The organism is Chitinophaga sp. (assembly GCF_035564935.1).
GTDB lineage: Bacteria > Bacteroidota > Bacteroidia > Chitinophagales > Chitinophagaceae > Chitinophaga.
Genome location: NZ_DATMTE010000847.1, coordinates 1 through 24,311, shown reverse-complemented (window position 1 = coordinate 24,311; position 24,311 = coordinate 1). Strand labels below are relative to the sequence as shown.

The window sequence follows — 24,311 nt, the reverse complement described above, 5'->3', positions numbered from 1 at the left end:
TGTGAAAGCGCGATCCCGGTAACATCCCATTCGGCAAAGTTCCCGGCGGTGCGCCCCATGATGGTATCCACCGCATTGGTGGCTGCGGGCATATTGTTATAGGTGATGCCGGTTTCCGTCCAGCTGTCGTTGCTTACATATTGCGCTATCCAGGGCACGGCAGCGATGCCGGTGTTGGCATAGTTCACGTACATCCGCAGCTTTACCTGGTTGGCGCCTGCCGGTAGTGCCCCCACATTGAACTTCAGGAATACTTCCCGGGTATAGCTTACGGTGGCATCCTGTTTCAGTACAAGCGACTCTGTACCATAGTTCACACTGCCATAAACGGAACCGCCCCTTACATAGGCGTCGGCCACTGCAGTAATTACAGATGAAGTGTAAACAGGCGTTTGGTTGCTTACGTGGTAGGTAACAGTGGAACCTGCATAAGGGCCGGAAGGCAAATCGGCCACCAGTTGCCGTGTTTGCGGAATGCCGGGCAGGTTCAGCAGGATGGTTACAGGTGAAGATGATTGCGACGGATCAGCAACGGATACTTTTACATCGGATGTACCTGCGTCGCGGAGCATCAGTGTACACGGACGATCTACCGTAACCGTCAGCGAATCTTTATGGAAGCTGCCTGCCTGGTAAAATACCATTTGCCGGATGTTTAATCCCCGGTGATACACTACCTGCATGGCAGAGGTATTCTGCTCAATGCGCACAGCAGTGGTGTCATAAGTGGCCATATTCTGCCCGGGCAATACATAATAGGCGTAAGTACCATTCGTAGGGGCGTTGCCGTGGTTGAACCACAACTGGAACACATCCATGTTCTGCACCGTGGTAGTGCCGCCGTTGTTGATACTTTTCCAGGTGCCGGATTGCGATTGCATACTGAGCTGAACCTGGCCCCCGGATGGAAAGTAATAGCTGATGCCGTTATGCGTGATCCATTTCAGCGTATTGTTATAACTGTAAGTGCCGTTGGCAATAGTGCTTACCGTACCGTTTACATTTGCAGATACGGCGCCGCTAAGCAGACATTGGTTCACCGTGGTATTAATGGGTTGGGTAGCGGTGGAGCTGATGCCCGCACCAAGACAAACCACTTCGTTATCAAAAAAGAACCAGGCCTTACGCGCCTGCGTATTGTAATCGGAGAACTGAAGTGCGGAAACACCATACAGAGAGTCCGATACGCCGCCGGCAAAGGTGGTAGTGCCGAAATTCACTCCCCAGGAGGTACGCAGCGGAATAGTAGTGATATAGGGAACGGTAGTGCCGGGTATCCTGCTCCAGTCCCATACAGGGGGAATATTATAATATTCATTGCCATTAGCGGCAATATGAGTGGACCCGTCCGACAGGTAATATCCTTTCAGGTTTTCACCATTCCCGTTTTCCTGTTTTGCGGTGCGGGTAGAGGTCATATGCAGGCCGAACAGGTAGCCGGTACGGTGATGCAGTGTATAATCCGAGCGCCAGAAGTGAGAGTGGAGGGCTGGAAGCAGGTAACCCGGGGCCTGCGTACCATTTAGCCTTGCTATGTTCTCATTGTATTCGGTAACATGGGTAGTATCCAGCACTTTGAGCTTTTCCAGGTGGGCAGTAACGCCAACGGCTAAATTATTTACCCGGCTGATGCTGCGGCCATTGGTACCATAATCGATATAACGCCCGCGCATTGCTTTGAGGAAGCCGTTCCGTACAAAATTGCTGAACACGGATAAGCGGGCGCCGGAAAGTGCATATGGCGTGCCGCGGAGGTAATAGGCCACCTTTGTTTCACCTTCTACAAATACGGAACCATAACCAAAGAAATACAATTGCGGCCCATGCTGGTGGTAAGACAGGTCGTGCTGAATGCCCTCATTGGTGGTGAGTACCAGCGGGTAAAACACCTGGTCCACGCTATACTGCATCAGCGAATCATTAGCAGTAAGGCAGGCCCGGTACATAAAATGTGTAGCCACATCCAGTTTGTTGGCCCCGGTCTGACTGGTGGGGTTGCCACGGTTCATTTGTGTGAGCAGGGCGCTGCGCAGGCTGCCCAGGCTTTGCGGCGCCGTATCCAGCATGATCAGGATCTCGCCGATACGTTGCGGGTTGGAGATCTGGTTATGATACCAGTTCCAGCTTTGCGGATCGGTGGTGTTCCAGTAAGTGAGACTGTTCACCATAGCGGTAAAAAGAGTACTGCTATGGTAATACGTACTGGCTGATTTTGTATAGGCCTGTGCAAAAGTTTTTACCCGGTTGATGTGCACATCTGCCGTATAGGTGGTGGAACTGTAGGCATAGTTCACATCAGGCCAGGAGCCGTTGGATTGCAGGGTGGCCAGGGTAGCGGTTACATTGTTGTCCAGCGTGGTGGTGTTACTGGCCTGCGACAGCAGCTCCGACCTGATCCGGTCCATAATAGTGGTATAGGTGGTTTGTGCCCATACAGCCGGCGTAAGGCCAAACAACCCGAGAAGGAGTAAAAGTCTGATCTTCATAACAGTGGATTTGTAACAAATCTAAGGATCCCCGCCTGCCGGGTGGGGTGGTTTTTCCAAGTAAATGGGGGGATTTTTCACAAGTCAGGGGCTTCCGCAAACTCCGAAGGCGTTTTCCCGAACTGTTTCTTGAACTCCCTGCTGAAATATTTCCGGTCGTTGTACCCTACCATGTACGCCACCTGGTACACGGTATGCTGCCGGGTACGTATGAGAGCGGCCGCTTTTTTCAGGCGCAGCGACTTTACAAAATCGTTCACCGACATATTGGTGACCGCTTTCAGTTTCTTGTAAAGTACCGGCTGGCTCATAGCTACCTTGCGGGCCAGCATTTCCACACCGAATTGGGGATCGTCCATATGTTCTTCCACTAATGCTATCACCTTTTCCAGGAAGGCATTATCCAGGGGGTTGGGTAACGCATCCGGGATTACTGTAGCTGTTTGCAGTTGCCGGCTGAAATGCTCCCGTATTTTTTCCCGGGAGGCAATGAGGTTCCTTACATTGAGTGCCAGTACTTTGGTACTGAAGGGTTTGGTGAGATAGAGATCTGCCCCGGTTTCAAGGCCGCTTACATGGTCTGTTTGCGAGCTTTTGGCGGTAAGCAGTACTACGGGAATATGACTGGTGCGCTCATCTGTTTTAAGCGCCTGGCAAAACTGCAGGCCATCCATTTCCGGCATCATCACATCGCTGATCACGAGGTCGGGGATCTGTGCAGTGGCTGTAGCCAGGCCATCGGCCCCGTTCACACTTTCCAGCACCAGGTACTGATCCCTGAAAGTTTGGGTGATGAGGGCGCGCAGTTCGGCATTGTCTTCCACAATATGGATGGTAAAAGGCTGAGGTGTACCCGGCAGGACAGGGGCCGGTTCCTCCTCCCGGGTTCCCGGCGTTTTTAATAATGCGGCAGCAACAGCGGGAGCGCCTCCTACAACATGTTGGGAGCCTTCAAAATGTTTGGCGCCTGCAGGCAGCGAAACGGTGAAGCAGGTACGTCCTTCTTTTTCGGGGGTGGAAGGTTCGCTTTCCACTGTGAGCGTACCTTTATGCTGTTCCACAATGTTTTTGGAAAGCGCCAGCCCTATACCATATCCTGTATTTTGTAAACCATGATCCTGCACCTGGAAGAAGTTGGTAAACAGCTTGTCGAGGTATGCCGGGGCAATACCGCGGCCATTGTCGGTCACCGTGATCACCGTATTTTGCCGCGAAGCAGTTACATGCAGCTGGATACGGCCGCCATCGGGCGTGAATTTAAATGCGTTGCTAAGCAGGTTGAAAAACACTTTCTCCAGCTGTTCGCGATCGAAATAAATCCAGGCATGTTCCATCTCATGCCGGAATATCATGGTAATATTCCGGTTGAGGGATATTTCACGGAAGCTGGTATAAATATGATCAAGGAAGGGGATCAGGTCCTGTTCCTGTACATGCAGTTTAAGGTGATTGGTTTCTGCCTTGCGGAAATCCATCAATTCATTCACGAGTTTCAGCAGCCGGTCGGCATTGTTCCGTAATTGCAGCAGGGTAGATTGCAGCGGGTCATCTTTCTTCAGCACATCCATCATTTTCTCCACCGGTACCAGCAGGAAAGTAAGATGGGTGCGTATTTCATGGGAAACATGTGTGAAGAAGTTGAGCTTTACCTGGTGCAGTTCTTCTTCTTTGCGCAGCAGGGCCCAAAGGAAAAAGAACCGCGTAACAAAGAAGAACAGGAGGATAAGGCATAACAGGTAAATGGCGTAGGCCCACCAGGTTTGCCAGAATGGAGGCAGGATAGTGATCTCCATCTTTGCGGGTTCACTCCATATACCATCGTTGTTGGCGCCTTTTACCCAAAAGGTGTAATGGCCGGACGACAGGTTCGTGTAGGTTACTGCGGGGTTATCGGTTTCTATCCAGTCGCGGTCCGCGCCTTCCAGCCGGTATGCATAACGGTTTTTGCCGCTTTTTACATAATTGAGCAATGCAAACTCCAATGTAAATACTTCCTGGTTGTGATGGAACCGCAACGCCTTTGTATAACTGATATCCTGTTCCAGTAATTTATTTTGCTGCCCGATGCCCACCAGGTTATTGAACAGGCGAAGACCTGTAAAGCGCATGGGAGCAGGGTGCGTATTGGTGATGATCCGGTTGGGAAAGAAGCTGGTGATGCCGTTGTATCCGCCAAAGAGAAATTCGCCGCGGCTATCGCGCAAAAAAGAGTTGTAATTAAATACATTGCCGGCAATGCCGTCCCTGGTGGTATAGGTCCGGAAGCTATTGCGGGTGGGATCAAAACGCACCAGTCCATTATAAGTGCTGATCCATAAGTAATGCTGGTCATCTTCCAGCAAACCAATGATATTATCATTCGGCAGGCCGTCTTTTTCGGTATACCGTACCCGGTGTGCCAGGTCGGGATCGTATTTGATCAGTCCCCCGAAATACATGCTCACCCAGATGTTGTGCTTCGAATCTTCCTGGATGGAGTTAACGTATCCCCGTTGAACGATCCGCATAGAGTCGCCTTCAAATACATACAGGTAGCTGATGGTGCCTACCAGGATCCGGTGCCGGGAATCTTCAAAAATATAACGGACAGACTGATGGGTGGCGATACCGGTAAGTGCCGAATCGGCCTGCCTTTCCAGGTCGTGGCCTTTACGGTGGTAGAGCTGCAGCGTGTTGTTGGTGCCTATCCAGAACCTGCCCCGGCTGTCTTCCAGCAGGGCGGTTACTTCCCGGGAAAAAGTGTTGGCATCTTTGGTATTATAGAAGAACCGCCTGAAGCCGCCGTTTTCCAGCAGGTTCAAACCGCCGCCATGTGTAGCGGTCCAGATATTATGGTCTTTATCTTCATATACTACTTTTACCAGGTTAGACCCAAGGCTGGAAGGATTATTGGCATCGTGTTTATAACGGGTGAAGCTGCCGGTGCTGCGGTTAAAATGCATCAGGCCACCGCCTTCGGTACCGATCCAGTAATTATGGAGGGCATCTTCATGAATGCTGCTGATCACATTATTGCTGATGCCATTCAGCGGAGGATGTTGCTGCCAGTCGGTGAAAGGCGCCCCATAAGGATGCACGATGTTTACACCGCCAAAATAGGTGCCCATCCAGATACTGCCGTTGTTGTCTTCATAAATACTATGAACAGAATTTTGACTGAGACTATTACCGTTGCTGGATTGTTGCTGGTAATGCCGGCTGCTCATATCAGACGGGTCAATGATGCTGATGCCTTCCTGGGTGCCCACCCACATATGGCCGGTTTTATCACGCAGCACCCGTCTTACTATATTATTGACAATACCCGGTTGTGCCAGCAGTGAAAAATGCCCGGTAGCGGGGTCATATATATTGATACCACCTGTTTGGGTGGCAATCCACAATTTGCCGTTGTTGTCTTCCGTAATGGAAGTAATGAAATTCATGGCAATACCGGAAGGTTGTCCATCTTCATGCCGGAAAGTAGTGAAGCTGTCGCCGCTCATTTTCGTGAGCCCGTTATTGGTACCTATCCAGATATCGCCTTTTTTGTCTTCATACACGCAACGCACCACGTACCCGGCCAGCTTTCCGGGGGTAAGGAATTGCTGTTTGTTGCCCTGCCGCATATAAAGCCCGTTGTTGGCGCCAAACCAGTGCCGGCCCCTGGTATCTTCATACACACAATTGATGCTGATGGGAATGGCGGGATCAAGTACAATACGTTCAAACCGGTCTTGTACCGGGTCATATTTTGCCAGGCCGGAAGTGGTACCAACCCACAGCACATTTTCCCGGTCGCGGTACAGGCTCATTACCTGGTTGCCCGGCAGGGAGGTGCTGTCGTTCATCTGGTGACGGTAAATTTTAAAGCGGTGCCCGTCATAGCGGCTAAGGCCATAGTTGGTACCGAACCAGAGGAAGCCCTGGCTGTCCTGCGAAATGGATAAAACGGCGTTATGCGATAACCCGTCTTCTACAGTGAGATGATTGAATGTTACATCCTGCCCGCTGCTTTTTGTAAAAACAGCGAGGATCAGCAGGCATAAGAACGGGAAGCACCTCAAAATCATTCGCTAATATAAGCATTGTATTTACCCGGATGGGTGTTTTTTATAAATATCATTCTTTTATTATTTTGATAATCAGCAGGTTGAAGGAGGATTTATAAAATTCACCCCAATCATTTATGATTGTCTCCCTGTGATCCGGACTGGTTATCACATATTTGTGTATCAACCGTATTTCCGCTCAATTCCACAATTATTATGAAAATGAGATGCCAATCAACCAGTAAGGTACAAGCGTCTGCCTTTGCCTTCAAGTATTTTTTTACGGGAGTCATGTGGATCTTATTTATCCCGTTGTCCCTTTTTGCTCAACAGAAAAAAACAGTGTCCGGTACGGTAAAGGCCAAAGATGGTACGCCGCTGATCGGGGTAACTGTAATGGTAAAGAATGAAAAAACGGGCGCCACTACCGATGGGAGCGGCCGTTTTACTATTTCTGCAGCTCCGGGCGCCACGCTGGTGTTCACCTTTATTGGTTTTGCAAAAGTAGAACAGCCGCTGGACAGCAGGACGGAGTACAGCGTGCAGATGAACGAACAGGCAGGAACGCTCAACGATGTGGTGGTAGTGGGATATGCTACCCAGCAGCGTAAAGACCTGACCGGTTCGGTAGGTAGTGTGAACATGAAAGATTTTGAAAAGGCGCCGGTAAAGTCGTTCGATGAAGCGCTGGCAGGCAGGGTAGCAGGGGTAGCAGTGGCGAGTAATGATGGTCAGCCGGGTTCTATCGCCAATATCGTGATCCGCGGCGCAGGTTCCATCACGCAGGATAACTCCCCGCTGTATGTCATTGATGGTTTTCCTACGGAAAGTTCCAATGCCAATGCGATCAGTCCCGCTGATATTGAGTCCATCGACGTGTTGAAAGACGCTTCCGCCACCGCCATCTATGGCGCCCGTGGTTCCAACGGCGTTATTCTCATCACTACTAAAAAAGGTAAAACAGGCGCACCGCAGGTAACGTATAATGGTTACTACGGCTGGCAACAGGTACCTAACAAGATCCCTTTAATGGATGCTTACGAGTTTGTAAGGTATGTGGGAGATATAAATCCCTCAATTTATGATTCCGTGTACCTGGCCGGTGGCGCCAAGCTGGACGACTATCGTAACAAGGAATCTATCGATATGCAGAACCTTGTTTACCAGGTAGGACAGAATCAGAATCACGACATCGCTGTACGCGGTGGAAACGATAAAACCCGGTATTCTCTCTCCGGTAACTTTAATAACCAGAAAGGGATCATTATTAACGGTGGTTTCAAACGCTACCAGGGCCGTTTTTCACTGGATCAAACCGTAAGCAGCAAATTAAAAGTAGGGATCAATGCCAACTATGCCTACAATGAAACCTACGGGATCCCGGTATCTGCCACCAATTTCTACGCTTCCGCCACTACGCTTTATTCGGTTTGGGGCTTCCGGCCAACCACCAGTATTTATGGCCGCGACAGCGCCGTGAACCTGGTAGATGAATTTTATGATCCGGGTAATGAACTGGCCAATAACCAGGACTACCGCGTGAACCCGTTGCAGAATATCCAGAACCAGTACACCATGAACAAGGTGAACAACCTTTTCGCCAACGCATACGCGGAATACGCCATCACAAAAGACCTCACCCTACGTATAGCCGGTGGCATCAATAACGTGAACACGGAGATCAATATCTTCAATAATTCCAAAACGCAATCTGGCAGTAAATGGAATTCCAATGGAGTGAACGGCAGTGTTGATTTCCGGCCCACTTCTCTCTGGCGTTCGGAGAATGCGCTTACGTACCGCAAAACCTGGAACAAGTTGCACCACCTCACGGTGCTCGGCGTATTTGAAGCGCAGGGATATAAAAACTCACAACGTAGGTTCTCCGCAAACCAGATCCCGAATGAAGACCTGGGCATGGATGCCATTGACCTGGCAGCGCCGGCAAATACCTCCCTGCTCTCCACAAGCTCCCGCTGGACCATGGGCTCCGGTGCGTTGCGTGTGAACTACGATTATGATTCAAGGTATCTTTTTGCTGCCTCCGTCCGCGCAGATGGTTCTTCCAAATTTGCCGCAGGCAACAAATGGGGATATTTCCCCGCGGTATCAGCAGCATGGCGTTTCAGCAGTGAACCGTTTATGAAAGACGTGAAATTTATCAGCGATGCAAAGATCAGGTTGGGTTATGGCGCCTCGGGAAACAACCGGGTGAGCGACTTTGCTTATCTCCCACAATTACAGCTCACCAACAACCAGTACTGGTATTCTTCCGGCAACGGGCCATTGGGTATCGGCGCCGTGATGATCTCTTCAGGTAATGCCAACCTGCGCTGGGAAACCAACGAACAAACCAACGTTGGTTTAGACATGGCTTTCCTGAAAAACAGGCTGACGCTTACCGTAGATGCTTACATACGCACTACGAAAGATCTCCTGCTGGATGCCGCATTACCTTATGCGCATGGGATTGAGAGCGCGAAGGGATTCAAGAACGTGGGACAGTTGCAGAACAAAGGACTGGAAATCGCCATTTCCGGTGTCATTGCCGATACAAAGAACTTCAGCTGGAACAGCAGCTTTAATATCAGTTTTAATCAGAACAAGATACAATCACTGGCAGAAGGACAACAATCTATCCTTTCCGGTTCCGGTACTTTTTTCAATACTACCTACTCCGGCCTGTTCCCTTATATTTCTGTGATAGGACGACCACTTGGAGAAATGTACGGATTGGTGTTTGACGGGGTATACCAGTATAGTGATTTTGATGCGATGCCCAACGGCACCTATTTGCTAAAAGCGGATGTACCCACTAATGGCTCTGCGCGCAATGCTATCCGCCCGGGCGATATCAGGTATAAAGACCTCAACGGGGATCTGCAGGTGAACAACCAGGATTACACTATTATCGGCAGCGGTTTACCAAAGCATACCGGCGGTTTCAGCAACGATTTCCGTTACCGCAATTTTGACCTGAACATATTACTGCAATGGTCTTACGGCAATGATATCATCAATGCCAACCGCTATGTGTTTGAAGGCGGCATTGTAAACAATCCAAACCTCAACCAGTTTGCCACTTATGCCAACCGCTGGACGCCTGAGAACCCCAGCAACACCCTGTTCCGTGCAGGCGGTATGGGTAATGCGGCCTATTCTTCCCGTGTAATTGAAGACGGTTCTTACCTGAAACTGAGAACGGTTTCCCTGGGATACAATGTGCCGGCTGCCTTCCTGAAACGTGCGAAGATAAAGAACGTACGCATCTACGGCGCAGCACAGAACATTTATACATGGACGAAGTACTCCGGTATGGACCCCGAAGTGAGCGGAAGGATAGGTAATCTTACCCCGGGCTTCGATTATGCCGTTTACCCGCACTCGTTGTCTTATGTGACCGGTTTAAATGTAACCTTCTAAAATGATGAACATGAAACGTATTTGCATCTTCGCATGTATAGCTATAGCAGGACTGAGTTCCTGCAAAAAATTCCTCGATACCAAACCGACGGATTTTTACACCACGGAAAATTATTATGGTACGGAAGCACAGCTGCAACAGGGCCTGAACGCTGTGTACGGCGATCTGATGCGTCCTGAACTGTACGCACAGGTGATGGGCTTCAATTTTGTATCCACTACAGACGAGGTAATGTCAAACCGCACGGCAGACGGCGATGCACGCGGTCTCCGTTACAATTACGACGCTTCCCTGGTGCATATCGCCAGTATATGGCGCTATGCCTATGTTGGCATCAACAACCTCAACACCTTGCTGGATAACATCAATAAACCTTCAATGGATGAAGGACGCAGGAATATCATCAAAGGACAGGCATTGTTCCTCCGTGGGTTCCTGTACTTTATTCTTACCAGTAATTATGGAGATGTGCCGGTAGTGCTCCACACGCCGGCCATCGATGATGTAAATATTCCCCCCGTTAAGCAGGGGGAAGTATATGTACAGGTGGAGAAGGATATGAAAGAAGCAGAAACCTTGCTGAAGGATTATACCGTAACCCAGGCGAAGTTTAATGATGTGGTTACACTCACCGCCGTACAGGCTATGCTGGCACGGGTGTATCTTTACTGGGCAGGTTATCCGCAGAACAACACGGCTAAATACCAGGACGTGATCACATATACCGACAAAGTGATCCTTTCCGGTTTGCATGCACTGAACCCCGATTACCGCCAGGTATTCATTAACCTCGCTACCGATCAATACGATGTAAGGGAAAACATCTGGGAACTGGGTTCCCTCGGTGCAGCAGCCGGTGTGGTAAATAAATCCGGTAATGATATCGGCAACTTTGTGGGTATACAATCCACGCTTACTGCGCTGGACTCTACTTCCTACAATTCCGCTGCATGGGTATGGGTAACGAAGAAACTGTTCGACGCCTACGAAACGGACCCCAACAGCACTGCCAGTCCTAACAAGGCGTCTCTGGATATACGCCGCGACTGGAACTGCGCCAATTATATTTACAGCGGTACCAATCCCCGTGTAAAAGCCACCCGTCCCAATCCCTGGCAAATGTGTGCCGGTAAGTTCCGGAGGGAATATGTACCACAGGCTATCCGCAATACCAATGGCGTAGGCGGTACCTATAATATCAACTGGCCCATGATCCGCTATTCCGATATACTGCTGATGCGCGCAGAAGCAGAGAACTACGTGAACGGACCAACGAACGCATATACCTACATTAACCAGGTACGGAAAAGAGGATATGGCCTGATGAATGGCAATGTAGTAAAATCCATTACCATGACAAGCGCGGGAAGCGGCTATACCAAAGCACCTGCAGTGAGCATCACCGGCGGTGGCGGCAATGGCGCAACCGGCACGGCCATCATTGGAGAAGGTAAGGTAACCGGTATTTACCTGAATAGCCCGGGGGCGCTAACGGCCGGTTCTTATTATACTTCCGCACCGGTAATAGTGATAGGTACTTTCTGGACACCGGGCATCAGCTATGCGCAGGGAACACAGATCACCAATAACGGTAACCTGTATACGGTAACAACAGCGGGTACCTCTACCAATACAGCGCCAACAAATACTTCCGGTGCATCCGATGCCGCGGTAACAGGCGCCGTATTTACCTATGCCGGCGAGGCCGCCACAGCAACAGCCGCCATCACCACCGGCAACGAATCCGATCTTACACCCGGTCTGAGTAAAGATGCATTCCAGCTGGCCATCCGTGATGAAAGAATGCGGGAGCTATGCTTTGAAGCGGTGAGGAAAGCAGACCTGATCCGCTGGGGAAATTTTGTGGCGGACATGCAGAACTTCGCTTCATGGGCTACCTCCAATGGTGCAGGAGTAACTTCTACCGGTAATCCCAACGGTTTACAGGGAGTGCGTAACGTGAGCAGCAGGCATGTAATGTTGCCCAAGCCCACTTATGAACTCAATCTTAACCGCTTACTGGTACAAAATGAAGGCTGGTAATTCTAAAAAAAACAAACATGAAAAAATCACTCCTCATACTATTGTCTTTCTTTGCCGTGGCCTGTTCCAAAAAGCTGGAAGTAGATACGCCGGATTTCAATGTAACGCTCGATCCTGCAAGGCTGGTAGCAGATACCTTCACCTATCGCCTGGGAGATACTACCCGCTTTAAATTCATGGGCACAGTGGGTAATATTGCTTTCTATTCAGGCGAACCGGGTAAAAGCTACGAGGGCCGCATGTCGGCCACTAAACTGGGCCGCGTTACGCTGAGCTTTTCTTCAAAAGCACAATATGGTACGCAGGTTAACACTTTGCAGGTGCTGGCCACCAATAAACTGGCGGGTCTTGATTCTGCTGCTGTAGTGAATGCTGCCTGGACGAATATCAGTAACCGCGGCACGCTGGCCACCGGTGCTACCGACGTGCCTTTTGGCGCCGCAGACTTAACCGATCTGCTGGCCAATGAAAATGATTCACTCTTCATTGCTTTCAAATACAGCGGCGTAACCGGTTCTACACAACGCACCTGGACGATCACCCAGTTGGCAGTGAACAATGTATTGCCCGGAAAAACAGTGCCCTTAAGTTCATTCTCCACAGACGTAGCCTACTGGACGCGTTACGGAAATGTATGGAACCCGGCTAACGGCCGCTGGACGCCATCTGCTTCTGATCTTAAGATCACGGGCGGCGACGCCAACGCGGCTACCAACACCAGCTGGGTTGTTACCAAACCGTTGTATGCCGGCCGTGTTCCGGGAGATGTGAGCACAGGCCTCAAAAGTATCAATGAACCGGATAAAGAAGAATATGCATACGCATATCCTGCCCCGGGTGTATACAAGGCTACTTTCGTAGCATTTAACCACACACTGGATGAAGAAAAACGTGTGATACGGGAACTAATCATTAAAGTGACACCATAGAATATGAAACCATTGCTTTATCTCATCTTAACCGCCGGTCTCAGTGTTTTCACTGCCGGCGGTGAGAAAGAATTTGTAGACAGTAATGCAGGCTTTGCACGGCAACAGCTTAAGCATATGCTGAAGGACACGGAATCACGCGAGCGCCTTGCCTTTCCCCGGACCACCAACAAAGAAGGGAAAATGATCACCACCTCCATGTACGACTGGACCCCAGGCTTTTTCCCTGGCTCACTCTGGTATGCCTATGAGCAAACCAAAGATCCGGCATGGCAACGGGAAGCTATTAAATGGACAGAAAAGCTGGAACCGCTGAAAGATTTTACCCAACACCATGATCTTGGTTTCATGATGTATTGCAGCTATGGCAATGCTTATCGCCTTACCGGTAACAAAGCATACCGCGATATCCTTATCCAGGGCGCCCGCTCGCTCAGCACGCGCTTTAGCCCGGTAACACGTAGCATTAAATCCTGGAATGCTTTCAAATCCTGGCATGGGCAGCAAATGTATTACTACCCCGTGATCATCGACAACCTGATGAACCTGGAATTGCTCTTCTTTGCTTCCCGGGAAACGGGGGATACCAGCTTCCGCCACATAGCCGTGAGCCATGCAGAAACCGCCATGTACAACCAGGTACGGCCTGATTACAGCTCCTATCACGTAGTATGTTATGATACCACCAGTGGTAAGGTACTGGCCCGTGAAACCGCGCAGGGCTATGCAGATAATTCTACCTGGTCGCGCGGGCAGGCATGGGGCATTTATGGATTTACCATGATCTACCGGGAAACACATGATCCGCGTTTCCTGAAAACAGCCACCGGTATGGCAGATTGGTTCCTGGATAACAAAAATCTCCCGGAAGATAAAATTCCTTACTGGGATTTCAATGTGGAAGAAGCAGGATATAAGCCAGGCGTACGTTCCAATGCCAACAATGTAAAAACAAAATACCGCGATGTTTCTGCCGCAGCTATTGTGTCGTCGGCATTATTTGAATTGAGTGGTTATGTAGATAAAAGTAAGGGAGAGCAATATCGCAAATCGGCCATCGCCATACTGCATTCACTGGCAAGTGCTGCATACAGGGCGCCGGAAGGGAAGAACGGTAATTTTATACTGATGCATAGCGTGGGAAGCATTCCGCATAATGCGGAGATTGATGTGCCGCTGGTGTATGCGGACTATTACTTTATGGAAGCACTGGAGCGTTACAAGGCTTCACTTGATTGAGTAAGATAAACATAGTATAAAGAAGAACAGGCGCCTGGTTATCCGGGCGCCTGTTCTTTTAGTGTTATTTACTGCCGTCCTTTTACTACTTTTACTACAAGAGGGACAGGGTTTACTTACATGCCAGAGCGACTACATACTGATAAGGAACTGCTGCAACTGATCTCGGAAGGTGACGAAGCCGCCTTTCGCAGTTTTTTCCAGGCATGGCAGGGCAGGTTGTTTCATTATATTCGTACTATCATCAAATCTCCGCAGGTGGCGGAAGAAGTGGTGATGGACGTACTCACCAAATGCTGGGTGGGCAGGGAGCTGCTGCCCCGTATTGAGCATCTCGAGGCTTTCATGTTCCGCGTTGCCTATCACCGCGCTATCGACTTCCTGCGCGCTGCCAGCCGAAACCCGCAGCTGGTAGACCTCCTGTGGGAAGAGATCCAGATGGCGGATGCCACGGAAGCCGACAACCAGGTAATGGTGAAAGAGTATGAAACAAAACTCCGGGAAGCAATTGGTTTGCTCAGCTCCCAGCGCCGGAAAGTATACCAGCTAAGCCGAGAGGAAGGGCTTTCCCATAAAGAGATCGCCGAGCGGCTGTCCCTTTCCAGGCACACTGTCAACAACCATATCACCGAAGCCCAACGGTTCATTCAGCAATACCTGGCCGATCATCTTAACCTGGTGATGATATTTGCCCTCCTGCATATGGTTTCAGAAAAAGTTTAAATTTTTTTTCAGATCGATTAGTTATTCCTCCTTTTTCCAGCGTCTAGCTATTAAAGGCAGCTATTCCCTGCCATCCATGTATGAGTGAAACTGATAACAGAGTAACCTTCCTGTTCGAACGTTATGTTACCAATACCTGCACGCGCGAAGAGCTGGAAGAGCTGCTGGCAGCCGTGAAGCAAAGATCTGCGGACGACGCCCTGCGCCTGGCTATGGAACAGCACTGGCGCAATAGTCGCGGTGCAGCAGGCATCCCGGATGCCGAAGCCAAACTGGAACATCTTCTCACCAATACACGCCTGCCTGCAGATCAGCAGGAGCAGGAAAGCCGCACTCCCGTTATCCCGGTACGCAGGGCATACCGCTGGCGTTATGCCGCCGCTGCCGTAGTAGCATTCGGGCTGGGCGCTATGGGATATCTTTACCAACAACGATCACCCACTCCTTCTGCCATAGCTCATCACAACATCTTAAAACAAGATGTGCCACCCGGAGGCAATAAAGCCATGCTCACCCTGGCGGATGGCTCCACTGTGGCGCTGGACAGCGCCTCCGGGCGCGTGATGCAGCAGGGCAATACCTCCATCCATCTGCAGAACGGCCGCCTGCAATATGATGTAAACGGCGCAACCGCTGCGGCGGGCTTTAATACCCTGGCCACGCCCCGCGGCGGACAATACCAGCTGGTGTTGCCAGACGGCTCCAAAGTATGGCTGAACGCCGATTCCAGGCTGAAATATCCCACGGCGTTTGTGGGGAAGGAACGGGTAGTGGAGCTGGAAGGACAAGGATATTTCGAGATCGCAAAGAAAGCAGGACAGCCCTTCAAAGTGCGCGTTCACAATCTTGAGGTGCTGGCGCTGGGTACCAGCTTTGACATCATGGCCTATGATGATGAACGTACCATGAACGCCACCCTGCTGGATGGCGCCGTAAAAGTAAGCGTCAACAAGGAAGCAACACTTTTGCAACCCGGGCAACAAGCCGCTGTTGTTCGCGGCGCTGACGCCATTGCTGTCAGCAAGGTGAACACGGACCACGTGATTGCCTGGAAAAACGGCTACTTCTCCTTTGTGGACGCGGATATCCACACTATCATGCGACAGCTTTCCCGTTGGTACAACGTAGAGGTAAGCTATGCCGACGGCGTGCCACAGGGAATCTTCTCCGGGGAGATCGGGAAAGGCCTAACCCTGGCGCAGGCGCTGCAAACGCTGGAGCAGGCAAGGGTGCATTTTAAAATAGAGCACGACAGACATATCATTATACTGCCGGAATAAATACGTAAATAAACCTATCAACCAATCTTCCATGTTATGTACAAATTAATGCTATCGCTATTCTTGTTTTTTTTCCTGAAAGCTACTGCCGTCTGTAGCTCCCAGCAAATCACCTTCAGTGGGAAAAATGTTCCGCTGGAAAAGGTGTTTGCCGTGATCAAACAGCAAACAGGTTACGTATTCTTTCATCGCAACGAGGACATGGCCGCGGCCAAACCAGTCACCGTAACCTTTAACAACACACCGCTGGAAACAGCGCTGAAGATGATGCTGAAAGACCAGCCACTGCGTTATTCTTTGCAGGGCAATACAGTGGTCATCAGCCGTAAAACAATATCGCCCACACAGCAGGGATCGGAGCAACCCGCCATCGACAATTTACAGGGCAAAGTGGTGAATGAAAAGGGGGAGCCAATACCCGGCGCCACGGTGCAGGTGAAAGGCACCGGTCGTGGCACCACCACCAATGTAAATGGTGCATTCACCCTCACTAATGTACCGGAGAACGCCGTGCTGGTGGTTTCCGCGCTGGGACTCAAATCAAAGGAAATCACTTTGTCCACGGGTCAGAACAACATCACCGTTACCCTCGAAGGCGATACAGAAGCCCTGGGAGAAGTAGTGGTAGTAGGTTACGGCCAGGTAAGAAAGAGTGATCTCACCGGCTCCGTTGCTTCCATACCCGTGGGAGAAATCAAGAAAGTGGCTGTTACTTCACTGGACCAGGCTTTGCAGGGAAGAGCCGCCGGCGTGCAGGTAACACAAAACTCCGGCGCTCCCGGCGCTTCCACCACTATCCGTATCCGTGGCGGTAACTCCATACAGGGCGACAACGAGCCGCTGTACGTGATAGATGGTATTCCCTTCAAGAATGCCGGCGTAAGCACTGGCTCCGCCTTTAACGTGTTGAGTACCCTCAACCCGGCAGATATTGAATCCATCAATATCCTGAAAGATGCTTCTTCCACAGCCATCTATGGCTCCAGGGGAGCCAACGGCGTAGTGATCATTACTACTAAAAGAGGAAAAGCGGGTAAGTCTGTTATCAATTTCGACACCTATTACGGCACGCAGAACGTACGCCGGAAATACCCGGTGCTGAACGGAAGCGAGTACGCACAGCTTGTCAATGAAGCGAATACCAATGATGGCCTGCCTGCCGTATACACACCAGACCAGGTAGCCGCTTTTGGTAAAGGCACCGACTGGCAGGACGAAATACTCCGCACAGCTCCCATCGCCAATTACCAGTTATCTGTTAGTGGTGGTGATGAAAAAACGCAATACGCCTTGTCCGCCGGCTATTTCACACAACAGGGGATCATCAAAGGATCTGATTTTAACAGGTATTCCTTTCGCGTAAATATCGACAGGAAGCTGACCAGCAAGATCAAGATAGGCAACAGCCTCACCGTGAGTCGCACGGTGAGTAACCAGGCTAAGTCTGATGGCAACCTGGGCGCTGCCGGTCTGGCAACAATGGCTGCCCTGCAGTTTCCGCCACTTCTTACCGTATACGATAAGGATGGTAAATACCTGATTAATGATCCCAAGCTTACTTTCCCGGCAGATAACCCGGTAGCATTGGTGCAGGATTCCAGGAACCGCAATACCGCCTACCGTGTTTTCGGTAATGTGTTCGGCGAATACGAAATACTCGAAGGGCTTAGTCTGCGGGTGATGTTCGGCGCGGACGCCATTCTGCAAAAGCAAGATAATTACCTCCCGCGAAGTGTGGCCAGTGGCCTCTCCCAGGGTGGTGTGGCCTATATCTACGATGAACAGAACATTACCTGGCTGAATGAGAATACCCTTACCTATACGAAAAGATTCAACCAGGTACACAGCATTACTGCCCTGGTAGGTTATACCCAACAGGTAAACCACACAGAATACAATTCTTCATCTGCCCGCAGCTTTGTAAATGATAACCTGGGCTCGGGAAACCTGGGGGCAGGCGCCATTCCTGTTACCCCTTCTTCAGGCATTGGCGAATGGGGGCTGGAGTCTTACCTGAGCAGGGTGAATTATGGCTATCGCGATAGGTATTTAATCACCGCCTCTTTCCGTGCGGATGGATCTTCCCGGTTTGGCGCCAACAAGCGCTTCGGCTTTTTCCCTTCTGCCGCACTGGCATGGCGGGCGAGCGAAGAGCCTTTCCTGAAAAGCGTGAAACAGATCAGCGAATTGAAAGTCAGGGCTACCTACGGTACCACTGGTAACCAGGATGGTATCGGTAACTATCCCGCCTACTCGCTGTTGGGTACCCAGAACTATGTGCTGGGCAACACGGTGGCCACCGGTATTGGCCCCAACCAGATCGCCAATCCGGACCTCTCCTGGGAAACCACTTCGCAGGCCGACCTGGGCGTTGATATTTCCCTGTTCAACAGCAGGATCAGTCTCACTGCAGACGCCTATCTGAAAAGAACCAGGAACCTGTTGTTGAATGTAACTATCCCCAGCACCTCCGGCTATTCCAGCGCTTATAAGAACCTGGGCCAGGTAGAGAACAAAGGGATAGAGCTTAGCCTTTCCACAGTGAACCTGGACGGTGCTTTCAAATGGACTACGGATATCAACTATGTGATCAATCGTAACAAAGTGCTGGACATTGGCGGCGCTCCGCAAATATTTGCCGGCGAAGTGGCTAACATTGCGCAGAACCTGAACTCCGGTATTATCCGTGTCGGTCAGCCGCTGGGCTCTTTCTACGGCTATGTGACCGATGGTATTTACCAGTCTGCAGAAGAACTGTCCGCACTGGCGGATCCGAATGCGAAGAAACCAGGCGACCGCAGGTACAAGGATTTAAACAACGACAAGAAAATAGACGATGCAGACCGTACCATCATTGGTAATGCCCAGCCCAAATTTGCGGGTGGCATCAGCAACACCTTCTCCTACGGAGGATTTGACCTCAGCGTTTTTTTTCAGGGCGTGTATGGCAACAAGATCCTGAACGCGAATCGCTTTGAGCTGGAGTATCTCAACGGCACCATCAACCAGGACCGGGACATGCTCGATCGCTGGACGCCAACACATACCAATACGGACATTCCACGCGCCACCAATGCGCGTCCTACAAACCGTATTTCTACACGACAGATTGAGGACGGTTCCTATCTGCGGCTCAAGAACCTGCAGTTGGGCTACAACCTGCCCGCTTCCGTACTGAGTGCCATTAAGGTGCATTCCATACGTGCATACGCGAGCGTACAGAATCTTGTTACCTGGACAAAATACAGCGGCTATGACCCCGAGGTAAACCGCTTTGGGCAGGACAGCCGCAGCCAGGGTTTCGACTACGGCAGCTATCCAACCGCCAGGACCGTACTTTTTGGCTTAAATGTCAGCTTCTAACAAAAATATTTCTGCATATGCAAAAGTTCCTTCTTTTTTTACTGTTGATAATAGGTGTATCCTGCGGGAAGCTAAACGAAGTGCCGCAGTCCAGCTTTACACCAGCCAATTTCTACAAGAATGCGGACGACGCAAAGGCGGCCGTTAATTCCGTATATGACCTGCTGAACACCGCCAACCTGTATAACCAGTCTATGTGGGTGCTGATGGATCAGGCTACGGATGATGCCGAATGGGGCAGTGGTCGCTCTACGGTGAACCAGTCCAAGAACGATCTGGACAAATATACTTTCACGCCGGCTACCACTACTTTCCAGGTGGTATGGAGCACATGCTACCAGGGCATCAACCGCGCCAACACCGTGCTGGGGCGGGTACCGGATATTTCTATGGATGATGCGCTCAAAACACGCCTGCTGGCTGAAACAAAATTTATGAGAGGGTTTTACTATTTTACTTTGGTGCGGTTATTCGGCGGTGTGCCGGTGGTATTGCAGGAAACCAACTCACTCAGTGACCTGGCAGTATCCCGGAAAACGGTGGACGAAGTATACCAGCAGATCATAGCAGATTTTACTGATGCAGAGAAAGCGCTGCCGGCATCCTATACGGGCGCCGACAAAGGCAGGGCCACTAAAGGTGCGGCAACAGCTTTCCTGGCGAAGGTTTACCTGACCCGGCAGGACTGGGCCAAAGCCTCCGCCAAGTGCAAGGAAGTGATAGACCTGGGTGTGTATGACCTCTGGACTAATTTTGCAGATGCATTTGCTATTGCCAACAAGAACGGTAAAGAAGCGGTATTTGAAGTGCAGGCGCTGGGAGGCGGCGTAGGAGAGGGCAGCTTCATGCAGGGTTATATGCGGCCTGTTTTCGATAAGGTAAATGGTGTTTCAGGCTTTGGCGACGATCCTCCTACAAAGAACCTGTATGATGCCTATAGCCTGGCGGACAAGCGCAGGGATGTGACCATCAGGCTTTATTCTGCCACTACCACACCTCCGGCACCGGCTAATATTCTTTTCCCGGGATATATATGTAAATACCTGGATCCTTCCGCCACAGCTACAGGGGAAGGCAGTAACAACTATCCCATTATCCGGTATGCTGATGTGCTGCTGATGTACGCAGAAGCGCTGAATGAGCAGGCCGCTGGTAACGTGGAAGCCTATACGGCAATTAACCGGGTGAGGCGAAGGGCAGGTCTTGTGGACCTACTGCCCGGGTTGAACCAGGGCGCATTCCGCGACAGCGTGCTGTTGGAAAGACGCCTGGAGCTGGCCTTTGAAGGGCATCGCTGGTACGACCTCGTGAGGACCAAACGGCTGGCCAGCGCGATGAAAGCGCAGAATGCAAGTATTGTTGTCCTGGAAAAACATAACCTGTATCCTATCCCTCAAACAGAGCGGGATGTAAATAAGAACCTGACACAAAACCCTGATTATTGATAATGCATCGCAGAACATTTTTACAAACGGGTTTGCTTACTACATCGGTGGCCTTCCAGGAAAAATACTTTTCCTGGAAGCCTGCCGTGAAAGCTGCGCCGGCAGCAGATCCGCAGGTGATCAACGCAGGTGTTGGCGGCAACAATACCATTGACCTGCTAAAACGGATCGACCAGGATTGTTTGTCACACCGGCCTGACCTTACTGTGCTCATGGCAGGCACCAACGACATGAACAGCGTGAAGTATGTGCCGTTACCGCAATATGAGGCGAATGTCCGCAGTATGGTTAAACAGATCATGAACATCAACAGCCAGGTGCTGTTGATGACCATCCTGCCAGCTTACGAGCCTTACCTGTTCACCCGCCACAAGAAGGAATTCTATGAGCCTGAAGGGTACCAGGAGCGGAACCGGCAGGTGAATAATGTGATCCGTAAAATCGCGGCAGACAATAAACTGCCGGTACTGGACATGCACCATGTTTTTGAAAAAACAGGTAATATAGGTACCGATGCGGATAGCCTTCTCCGTAATGAAGCCAACAGCGGGAAAACGGATGGCTTGCATCCCACTCCCGAAGGATACCGCCTGATGGGCGTTGTGGTGTATGAGGCGATCATGCAGTTGCAGCTGCCGCATAGCAAAGTGGTTTGTTTTGGAGATAGTATTACATTGGGTGATGGCGGCGTATCCGGTAGAAGTTATCCCGCCGCCCTCAAAAGATTGCTTGGTTCCTGAAAAAATAAATTATGAAGAAATTCCTCGTTAGCATTGCAGTATCCGTCTATTCCTTATCCGTAGCAGCGGCGCCGATTCCTGCGAAAATGACGGCGGACGTTATTATTTATGGCGGCACCTCCGCGGCTGTTATTGCTGCTGTGCAGGTGAAAAAAATGGGCCGGTCAGTCATTATTGTATCTCCGGACACACACCTGGGCGGCCTTTCCTCCGGGGGCCTGGGCTTTACCGATACCGGCAACAAATCCGTCATAGGCGGGTTGTCGCGTGAGTTCTACCACCGCGTATACCAGCACTACCAGCAGCCCGATGCCTGGCAATGGCAGCAACAGCAGGAATACGGCAACAAAGGCCAGGGAACAGCAGCGATGGACGGCGCAGAACGCACCATGTGGATCTTTGAGCCGCATGTAGCGGAACAGGTGTTTGAAGATTTTATAAAAGAAAACAAGATCACGGTATACCGGGATGAATGGCTGGACCGCGAAAAAGGGCTGATCAAAAAGGATGGTAACATCACAACATTCACCACCCTCAGCGGGAAAACCTTTGCCGGCAAAATGTTCATTGACGCCACCTATGAAGGCGACCTCATGGCTGCTGCCGGCGTTAGCTACCACGTGGGCCGTGAAGCCAATAGCGTGTACGGTGAGCAATGGAACGGTATCCAGGTGGGCGTGCTGCACCACGGCCATCACTTTAAAACAAACATCAGCCCCTACAAAATAGCGGGCGATTCCTCCAGCGGGCTGCTGCCCCTCGTTTCCGGCGATGACCCCGGGAAAAAAGGCGACGGCGATAAACGGATACAAGCCTACTGCTTCCGTTTGTGCCTCACCAATGACCCGCGCAACAGGGTGCCCTTTGAACGGCCTAACAACTACGACTCTACGCAGTATGAATTGCTGGTGCGTGTATTCAATTCCGGTTGGCGGGAAACCTTCAATAAATTTGATCCCATTCCCAACCACAAAACAGACGTGAATAACCACGGCCCTTTCAGCATGGATAACATCGGGATGAACTATGATTACCCGGATGCTTCTTATGAAAGAAGGACAGCCATTATCAAAGAGCATGAACAATACCAGAAAGGGCTGTTGTATTTCATCGCCCACGACCCCCGCATACCATCAGACGTACAGGATGACATGAACAAATGGGGCCTGTCCGCCGACGAGTTTAAGGATAACGGCAACTGGCCGCACCAGCTGTATATCCGCGAAGCACGGCGCATGACGGGCATGAGCGTGATGACTGAGAACGAAGTCCTGGGCAAACGCCCGGTGAGCCAGTCCGTGGGCATGGGCTCCTACACGCTGGACGCGCACAATGCACAGCGTTACGTAAAACCCGACGGCTTTGTGCAGAATGAAGGCGATATAGGTGTGGACGCTAAGCAGCCTTACCGGATCTCCTATGGCGCTATTGTGCCGAAGAAAGGAGAATGCGGGAACTTGCTGGTGCCGGTATGTATGTCCAGCTCGCATATTGCCTTTGGTTCCATCCGCATGGAGCCGGTGTTTATGATCCTGGGCCAGAGCGCTGCCACCGCTGCGGTACAGGCCATAACCGATAAAAAAGCGGTGCAGGATATCAGTTATAAAAAGCTGCAGGCGCAGTTGCTGAAAGACAAGCAGCGGTTGGAGTAGTAAAAAGGAGGGAGTCTTTCTATATTGAAAAACTCCCTCCTTTTAGTGTTACTTATTACCGCCCTCTTTCTTGCGTGGTCCCTGGCTTTTTCTATATGCCTTCAGTTCGTCTTTGTCTAAGAAAGAATCTTTGTTAGTATCAATAGCGGTGAAATTCTCGCTTAATTTGGAAAGCCGCTTATTGTCTTTAGCCGCTGCATCTACTTCCGCTTTACTGAGTTTGCCATCCCCGTCTGTATCAATCTTCTTAAAAAATCCTTCACGGTCGTGTTGCTGTGGTTGTTGTGGCTGCTGTGCGTAAGTTTTCACAGAAACCAGTGTTGTCATTAACAAACCTGCTACAAGAAAATGCTTCATCATAATTGTGTGTTTTAAGTTTTGAATGAATTAGTATTCCTGGTGTAACCCGGGAATCAGTTTCGCATATCTTTTTTAGATTGCCGGCGGGGATGGAAGTTTAAGGGCGGAAGAAGGGGCCGGGGGAGCGGCACGATAAGTTGGCGGCCGGTATGGCTTGATAGTATTGGTTTTAAGTGGTTTTGAACGGTTGGGATTCTTAACACTGTTTAACGTTGGTTAGTAGTAATTAACGGTTGGGGGGGAATTTTTATGGGAGAGGGTGTTCTGTATAGATGTTGTTACATTAACTTTGGATACTATGAAGCATATAGAAAATATTGAAAGGGTTACGGCACTTTATCCGGATTGGAAGCCGGGGGATATAGCATTTATAAAATTACTGCATTGGTCTGCCGAAAAACTATCGATGGTGCTGCTAGGTCAGTCGAGAAATAAGGCAGCTGTTTGGCCGGATATGTCGAGACCATTTCTCGAAATAATCCTCTCTTTTGGAAAAGTTGGTAACCTGAAACTGAACTTTTCAGGTCCCGGTATGCAGCAGGTAGCAGGGTTTGATATTTTGGATTTGTCTGCTGATGGGTTGTCGCAGATTAATT

The 24,311-nt window shown here is 50.4% G+C and carries 14 protein-coding genes; 11 read left to right on the top strand and 3 right to left on the bottom strand.

Going from position 1 to position 24,311, the window contains the following annotated elements:
* Together VN105_RS22235 and VN105_RS22230 are read right to left on the bottom strand one after the other, a co-directional pair.
* The coding region (locus VN105_RS22235; RefSeq protein WP_325644338.1) for a polysaccharide lyase family 8 super-sandwich domain-containing protein at nucleotides 1–2,486 on the bottom strand (2,486 nt) is incomplete at its 3' end.
* Between the two features lie 77 nt (nucleotides 2,487–2,563).
* Nucleotides 2,564–6,538, bottom strand: a complete 3,975-nt coding sequence (locus VN105_RS22230; RefSeq protein WP_325644336.1) for a hybrid sensor histidine kinase/response regulator transcription factor — start codon at nucleotides 6,536–6,538, stop codon at nucleotides 2,564–2,566.
* A 270-nt stretch (nucleotides 6,539–6,808) separates the two neighbouring features.
* Here VN105_RS22230 and VN105_RS22225 point away from each other — a divergent pair, with 270 nt between their 5' ends.
* The 10 genes from VN105_RS22225 (at nucleotide 6,809) to VN105_RS22180 (ending at nucleotide 23,355) form a co-directional block, all read left to right on the top strand.
* A complete protein-coding gene (locus tag VN105_RS22225) occupies nucleotides 6,809–9,940 on the top strand; it encodes a TonB-dependent receptor (RefSeq protein ID WP_325644334.1) in 3,132 nt (1,043 codons plus the stop codon).
* A gap of 10 nt (nucleotides 9,941–9,950) precedes the next feature.
* Nucleotides 9,951–11,984, top strand: coding sequence for a RagB/SusD family nutrient uptake outer membrane protein (locus tag VN105_RS22220; RefSeq protein WP_325644333.1), 2,034 nt, complete (start codon nucleotides 9,951–9,953; stop codon nucleotides 11,982–11,984).
* A gap of 17 nt (nucleotides 11,985–12,001) precedes the next feature.
* On the top strand, nucleotides 12,002–12,913 hold the full coding sequence (locus VN105_RS22215) for a DUF5017 domain-containing protein (protein ID WP_325644331.1): 912 nt from the start codon (nucleotides 12,002–12,004) through the stop codon (nucleotides 12,911–12,913).
* Between the two features lie 3 nt (nucleotides 12,914–12,916).
* Nucleotides 12,917–14,152, top strand: a complete 1,236-nt coding sequence (locus tag VN105_RS22210) for a glycoside hydrolase family 88 protein (RefSeq protein ID WP_325644329.1) — start codon at nucleotides 12,917–12,919, stop codon at nucleotides 14,150–14,152.
* Between the two features lie 120 nt (nucleotides 14,153–14,272).
* Nucleotides 14,273–14,875, top strand: coding sequence for an RNA polymerase sigma factor (locus VN105_RS22205; RefSeq protein WP_325644327.1), 603 nt, complete (start codon nucleotides 14,273–14,275; stop codon nucleotides 14,873–14,875).
* Between the two features lie 80 nt (nucleotides 14,876–14,955).
* A complete protein-coding gene (locus VN105_RS22200) occupies nucleotides 14,956–16,155 on the top strand; it encodes a FecR family protein (RefSeq protein WP_325644325.1) in 1,200 nt (399 codons plus the stop codon).
* A gap of 48 nt (nucleotides 16,156–16,203) precedes the next feature.
* Nucleotides 16,204–19,518: a TonB-dependent receptor gene (locus tag VN105_RS22195; protein WP_325644323.1), complete on the top strand. Its 3,315-nt coding sequence runs from the start codon at nucleotides 16,204–16,206 to the stop codon at nucleotides 19,516–19,518.
* Nucleotides 19,519–19,535: 17 nt separating this feature from the next.
* Nucleotides 19,536–20,963 (top strand): RagB/SusD family nutrient uptake outer membrane protein, encoded by a 1,428-nt coding sequence (locus tag VN105_RS22190; protein ID WP_325644321.1) that lies wholly within the window; start codon nucleotides 19,536–19,538, stop codon nucleotides 20,961–20,963.
* 2 nt (nucleotides 20,964–20,965) lie between these two features.
* Entirely contained in the window at nucleotides 20,966–21,703 is a 738-nt protein-coding gene (locus VN105_RS22185) for a GDSL-type esterase/lipase family protein (RefSeq protein WP_325644319.1), read from the top strand.
* 11 nt (nucleotides 21,704–21,714) lie between these two features.
* Nucleotides 21,715–23,355, top strand: coding sequence for an FAD-dependent oxidoreductase (locus VN105_RS22180; RefSeq protein ID WP_325644317.1), 1,641 nt, complete (start codon nucleotides 21,715–21,717; stop codon nucleotides 23,353–23,355).
* A 48-nt stretch (nucleotides 23,356–23,403) separates the two neighbouring features.
* Here VN105_RS22180 and VN105_RS22175 read toward each other — a convergent pair whose 3' ends face one another.
* The gene (locus VN105_RS22175) at nucleotides 23,404–23,715 is read right to left on the bottom strand and encodes an EF-hand domain-containing protein (RefSeq protein WP_325644315.1); all 312 of its coding nucleotides are present in this window, start codon (nucleotides 23,713–23,715) and stop codon (nucleotides 23,404–23,406) included.
* 298 nt (nucleotides 23,716–24,013) lie between these two features.
* Between VN105_RS22175 and VN105_RS22170 the strand changes: the two genes are divergently transcribed.
* The coding region (locus VN105_RS22170) for a hypothetical protein (protein ID WP_325644313.1) at nucleotides 24,014–24,311 on the top strand (298 nt) is incomplete at its 3' end.

Coding starts and splice junctions, on each gene's coding strand:
- VN105_RS22230 (WP_325644336.1), bottom strand. CDS start 6,538: ATGATTTTGAGGTGCTTCCCGTTCTTATGCCTGCTGATCCTCGCTGTT.
- VN105_RS22225 (WP_325644334.1), top strand. CDS start 6,809: ATGTGGATCTTATTTATCCCGTTGTCCCTTTTTGCTCAACAGAAAAAA.
- VN105_RS22220 (WP_325644333.1), top strand. CDS start 9,951: ATGAAACGTATTTGCATCTTCGCATGTATAGCTATAGCAGGACTGAGT.
- VN105_RS22215 (WP_325644331.1), top strand. CDS start 12,002: ATGAAAAAATCACTCCTCATACTATTGTCTTTCTTTGCCGTGGCCTGT.
- VN105_RS22210 (WP_325644329.1), top strand. CDS start 12,917: ATGAAACCATTGCTTTATCTCATCTTAACCGCCGGTCTCAGTGTTTTC.
- VN105_RS22205 (WP_325644327.1), top strand. CDS start 14,273: ATGCCAGAGCGACTACATACTGATAAGGAACTGCTGCAACTGATCTCG.
- VN105_RS22200 (WP_325644325.1), top strand. CDS start 14,956: ATGAGTGAAACTGATAACAGAGTAACCTTCCTGTTCGAACGTTATGTT.
- VN105_RS22195 (WP_325644323.1), top strand. CDS start 16,204: ATGCTATCGCTATTCTTGTTTTTTTTCCTGAAAGCTACTGCCGTCTGT.
- VN105_RS22190 (WP_325644321.1), top strand. CDS start 19,536: ATGCAAAAGTTCCTTCTTTTTTTACTGTTGATAATAGGTGTATCCTGC.
- VN105_RS22185 (WP_325644319.1), top strand. CDS start 20,966: ATGCATCGCAGAACATTTTTACAAACGGGTTTGCTTACTACATCGGTG.
- VN105_RS22180 (WP_325644317.1), top strand. CDS start 21,715: ATGAAGAAATTCCTCGTTAGCATTGCAGTATCCGTCTATTCCTTATCC.
- VN105_RS22175 (WP_325644315.1), bottom strand. CDS start 23,715: ATGATGAAGCATTTTCTTGTAGCAGGTTTGTTAATGACAACACTGGTT.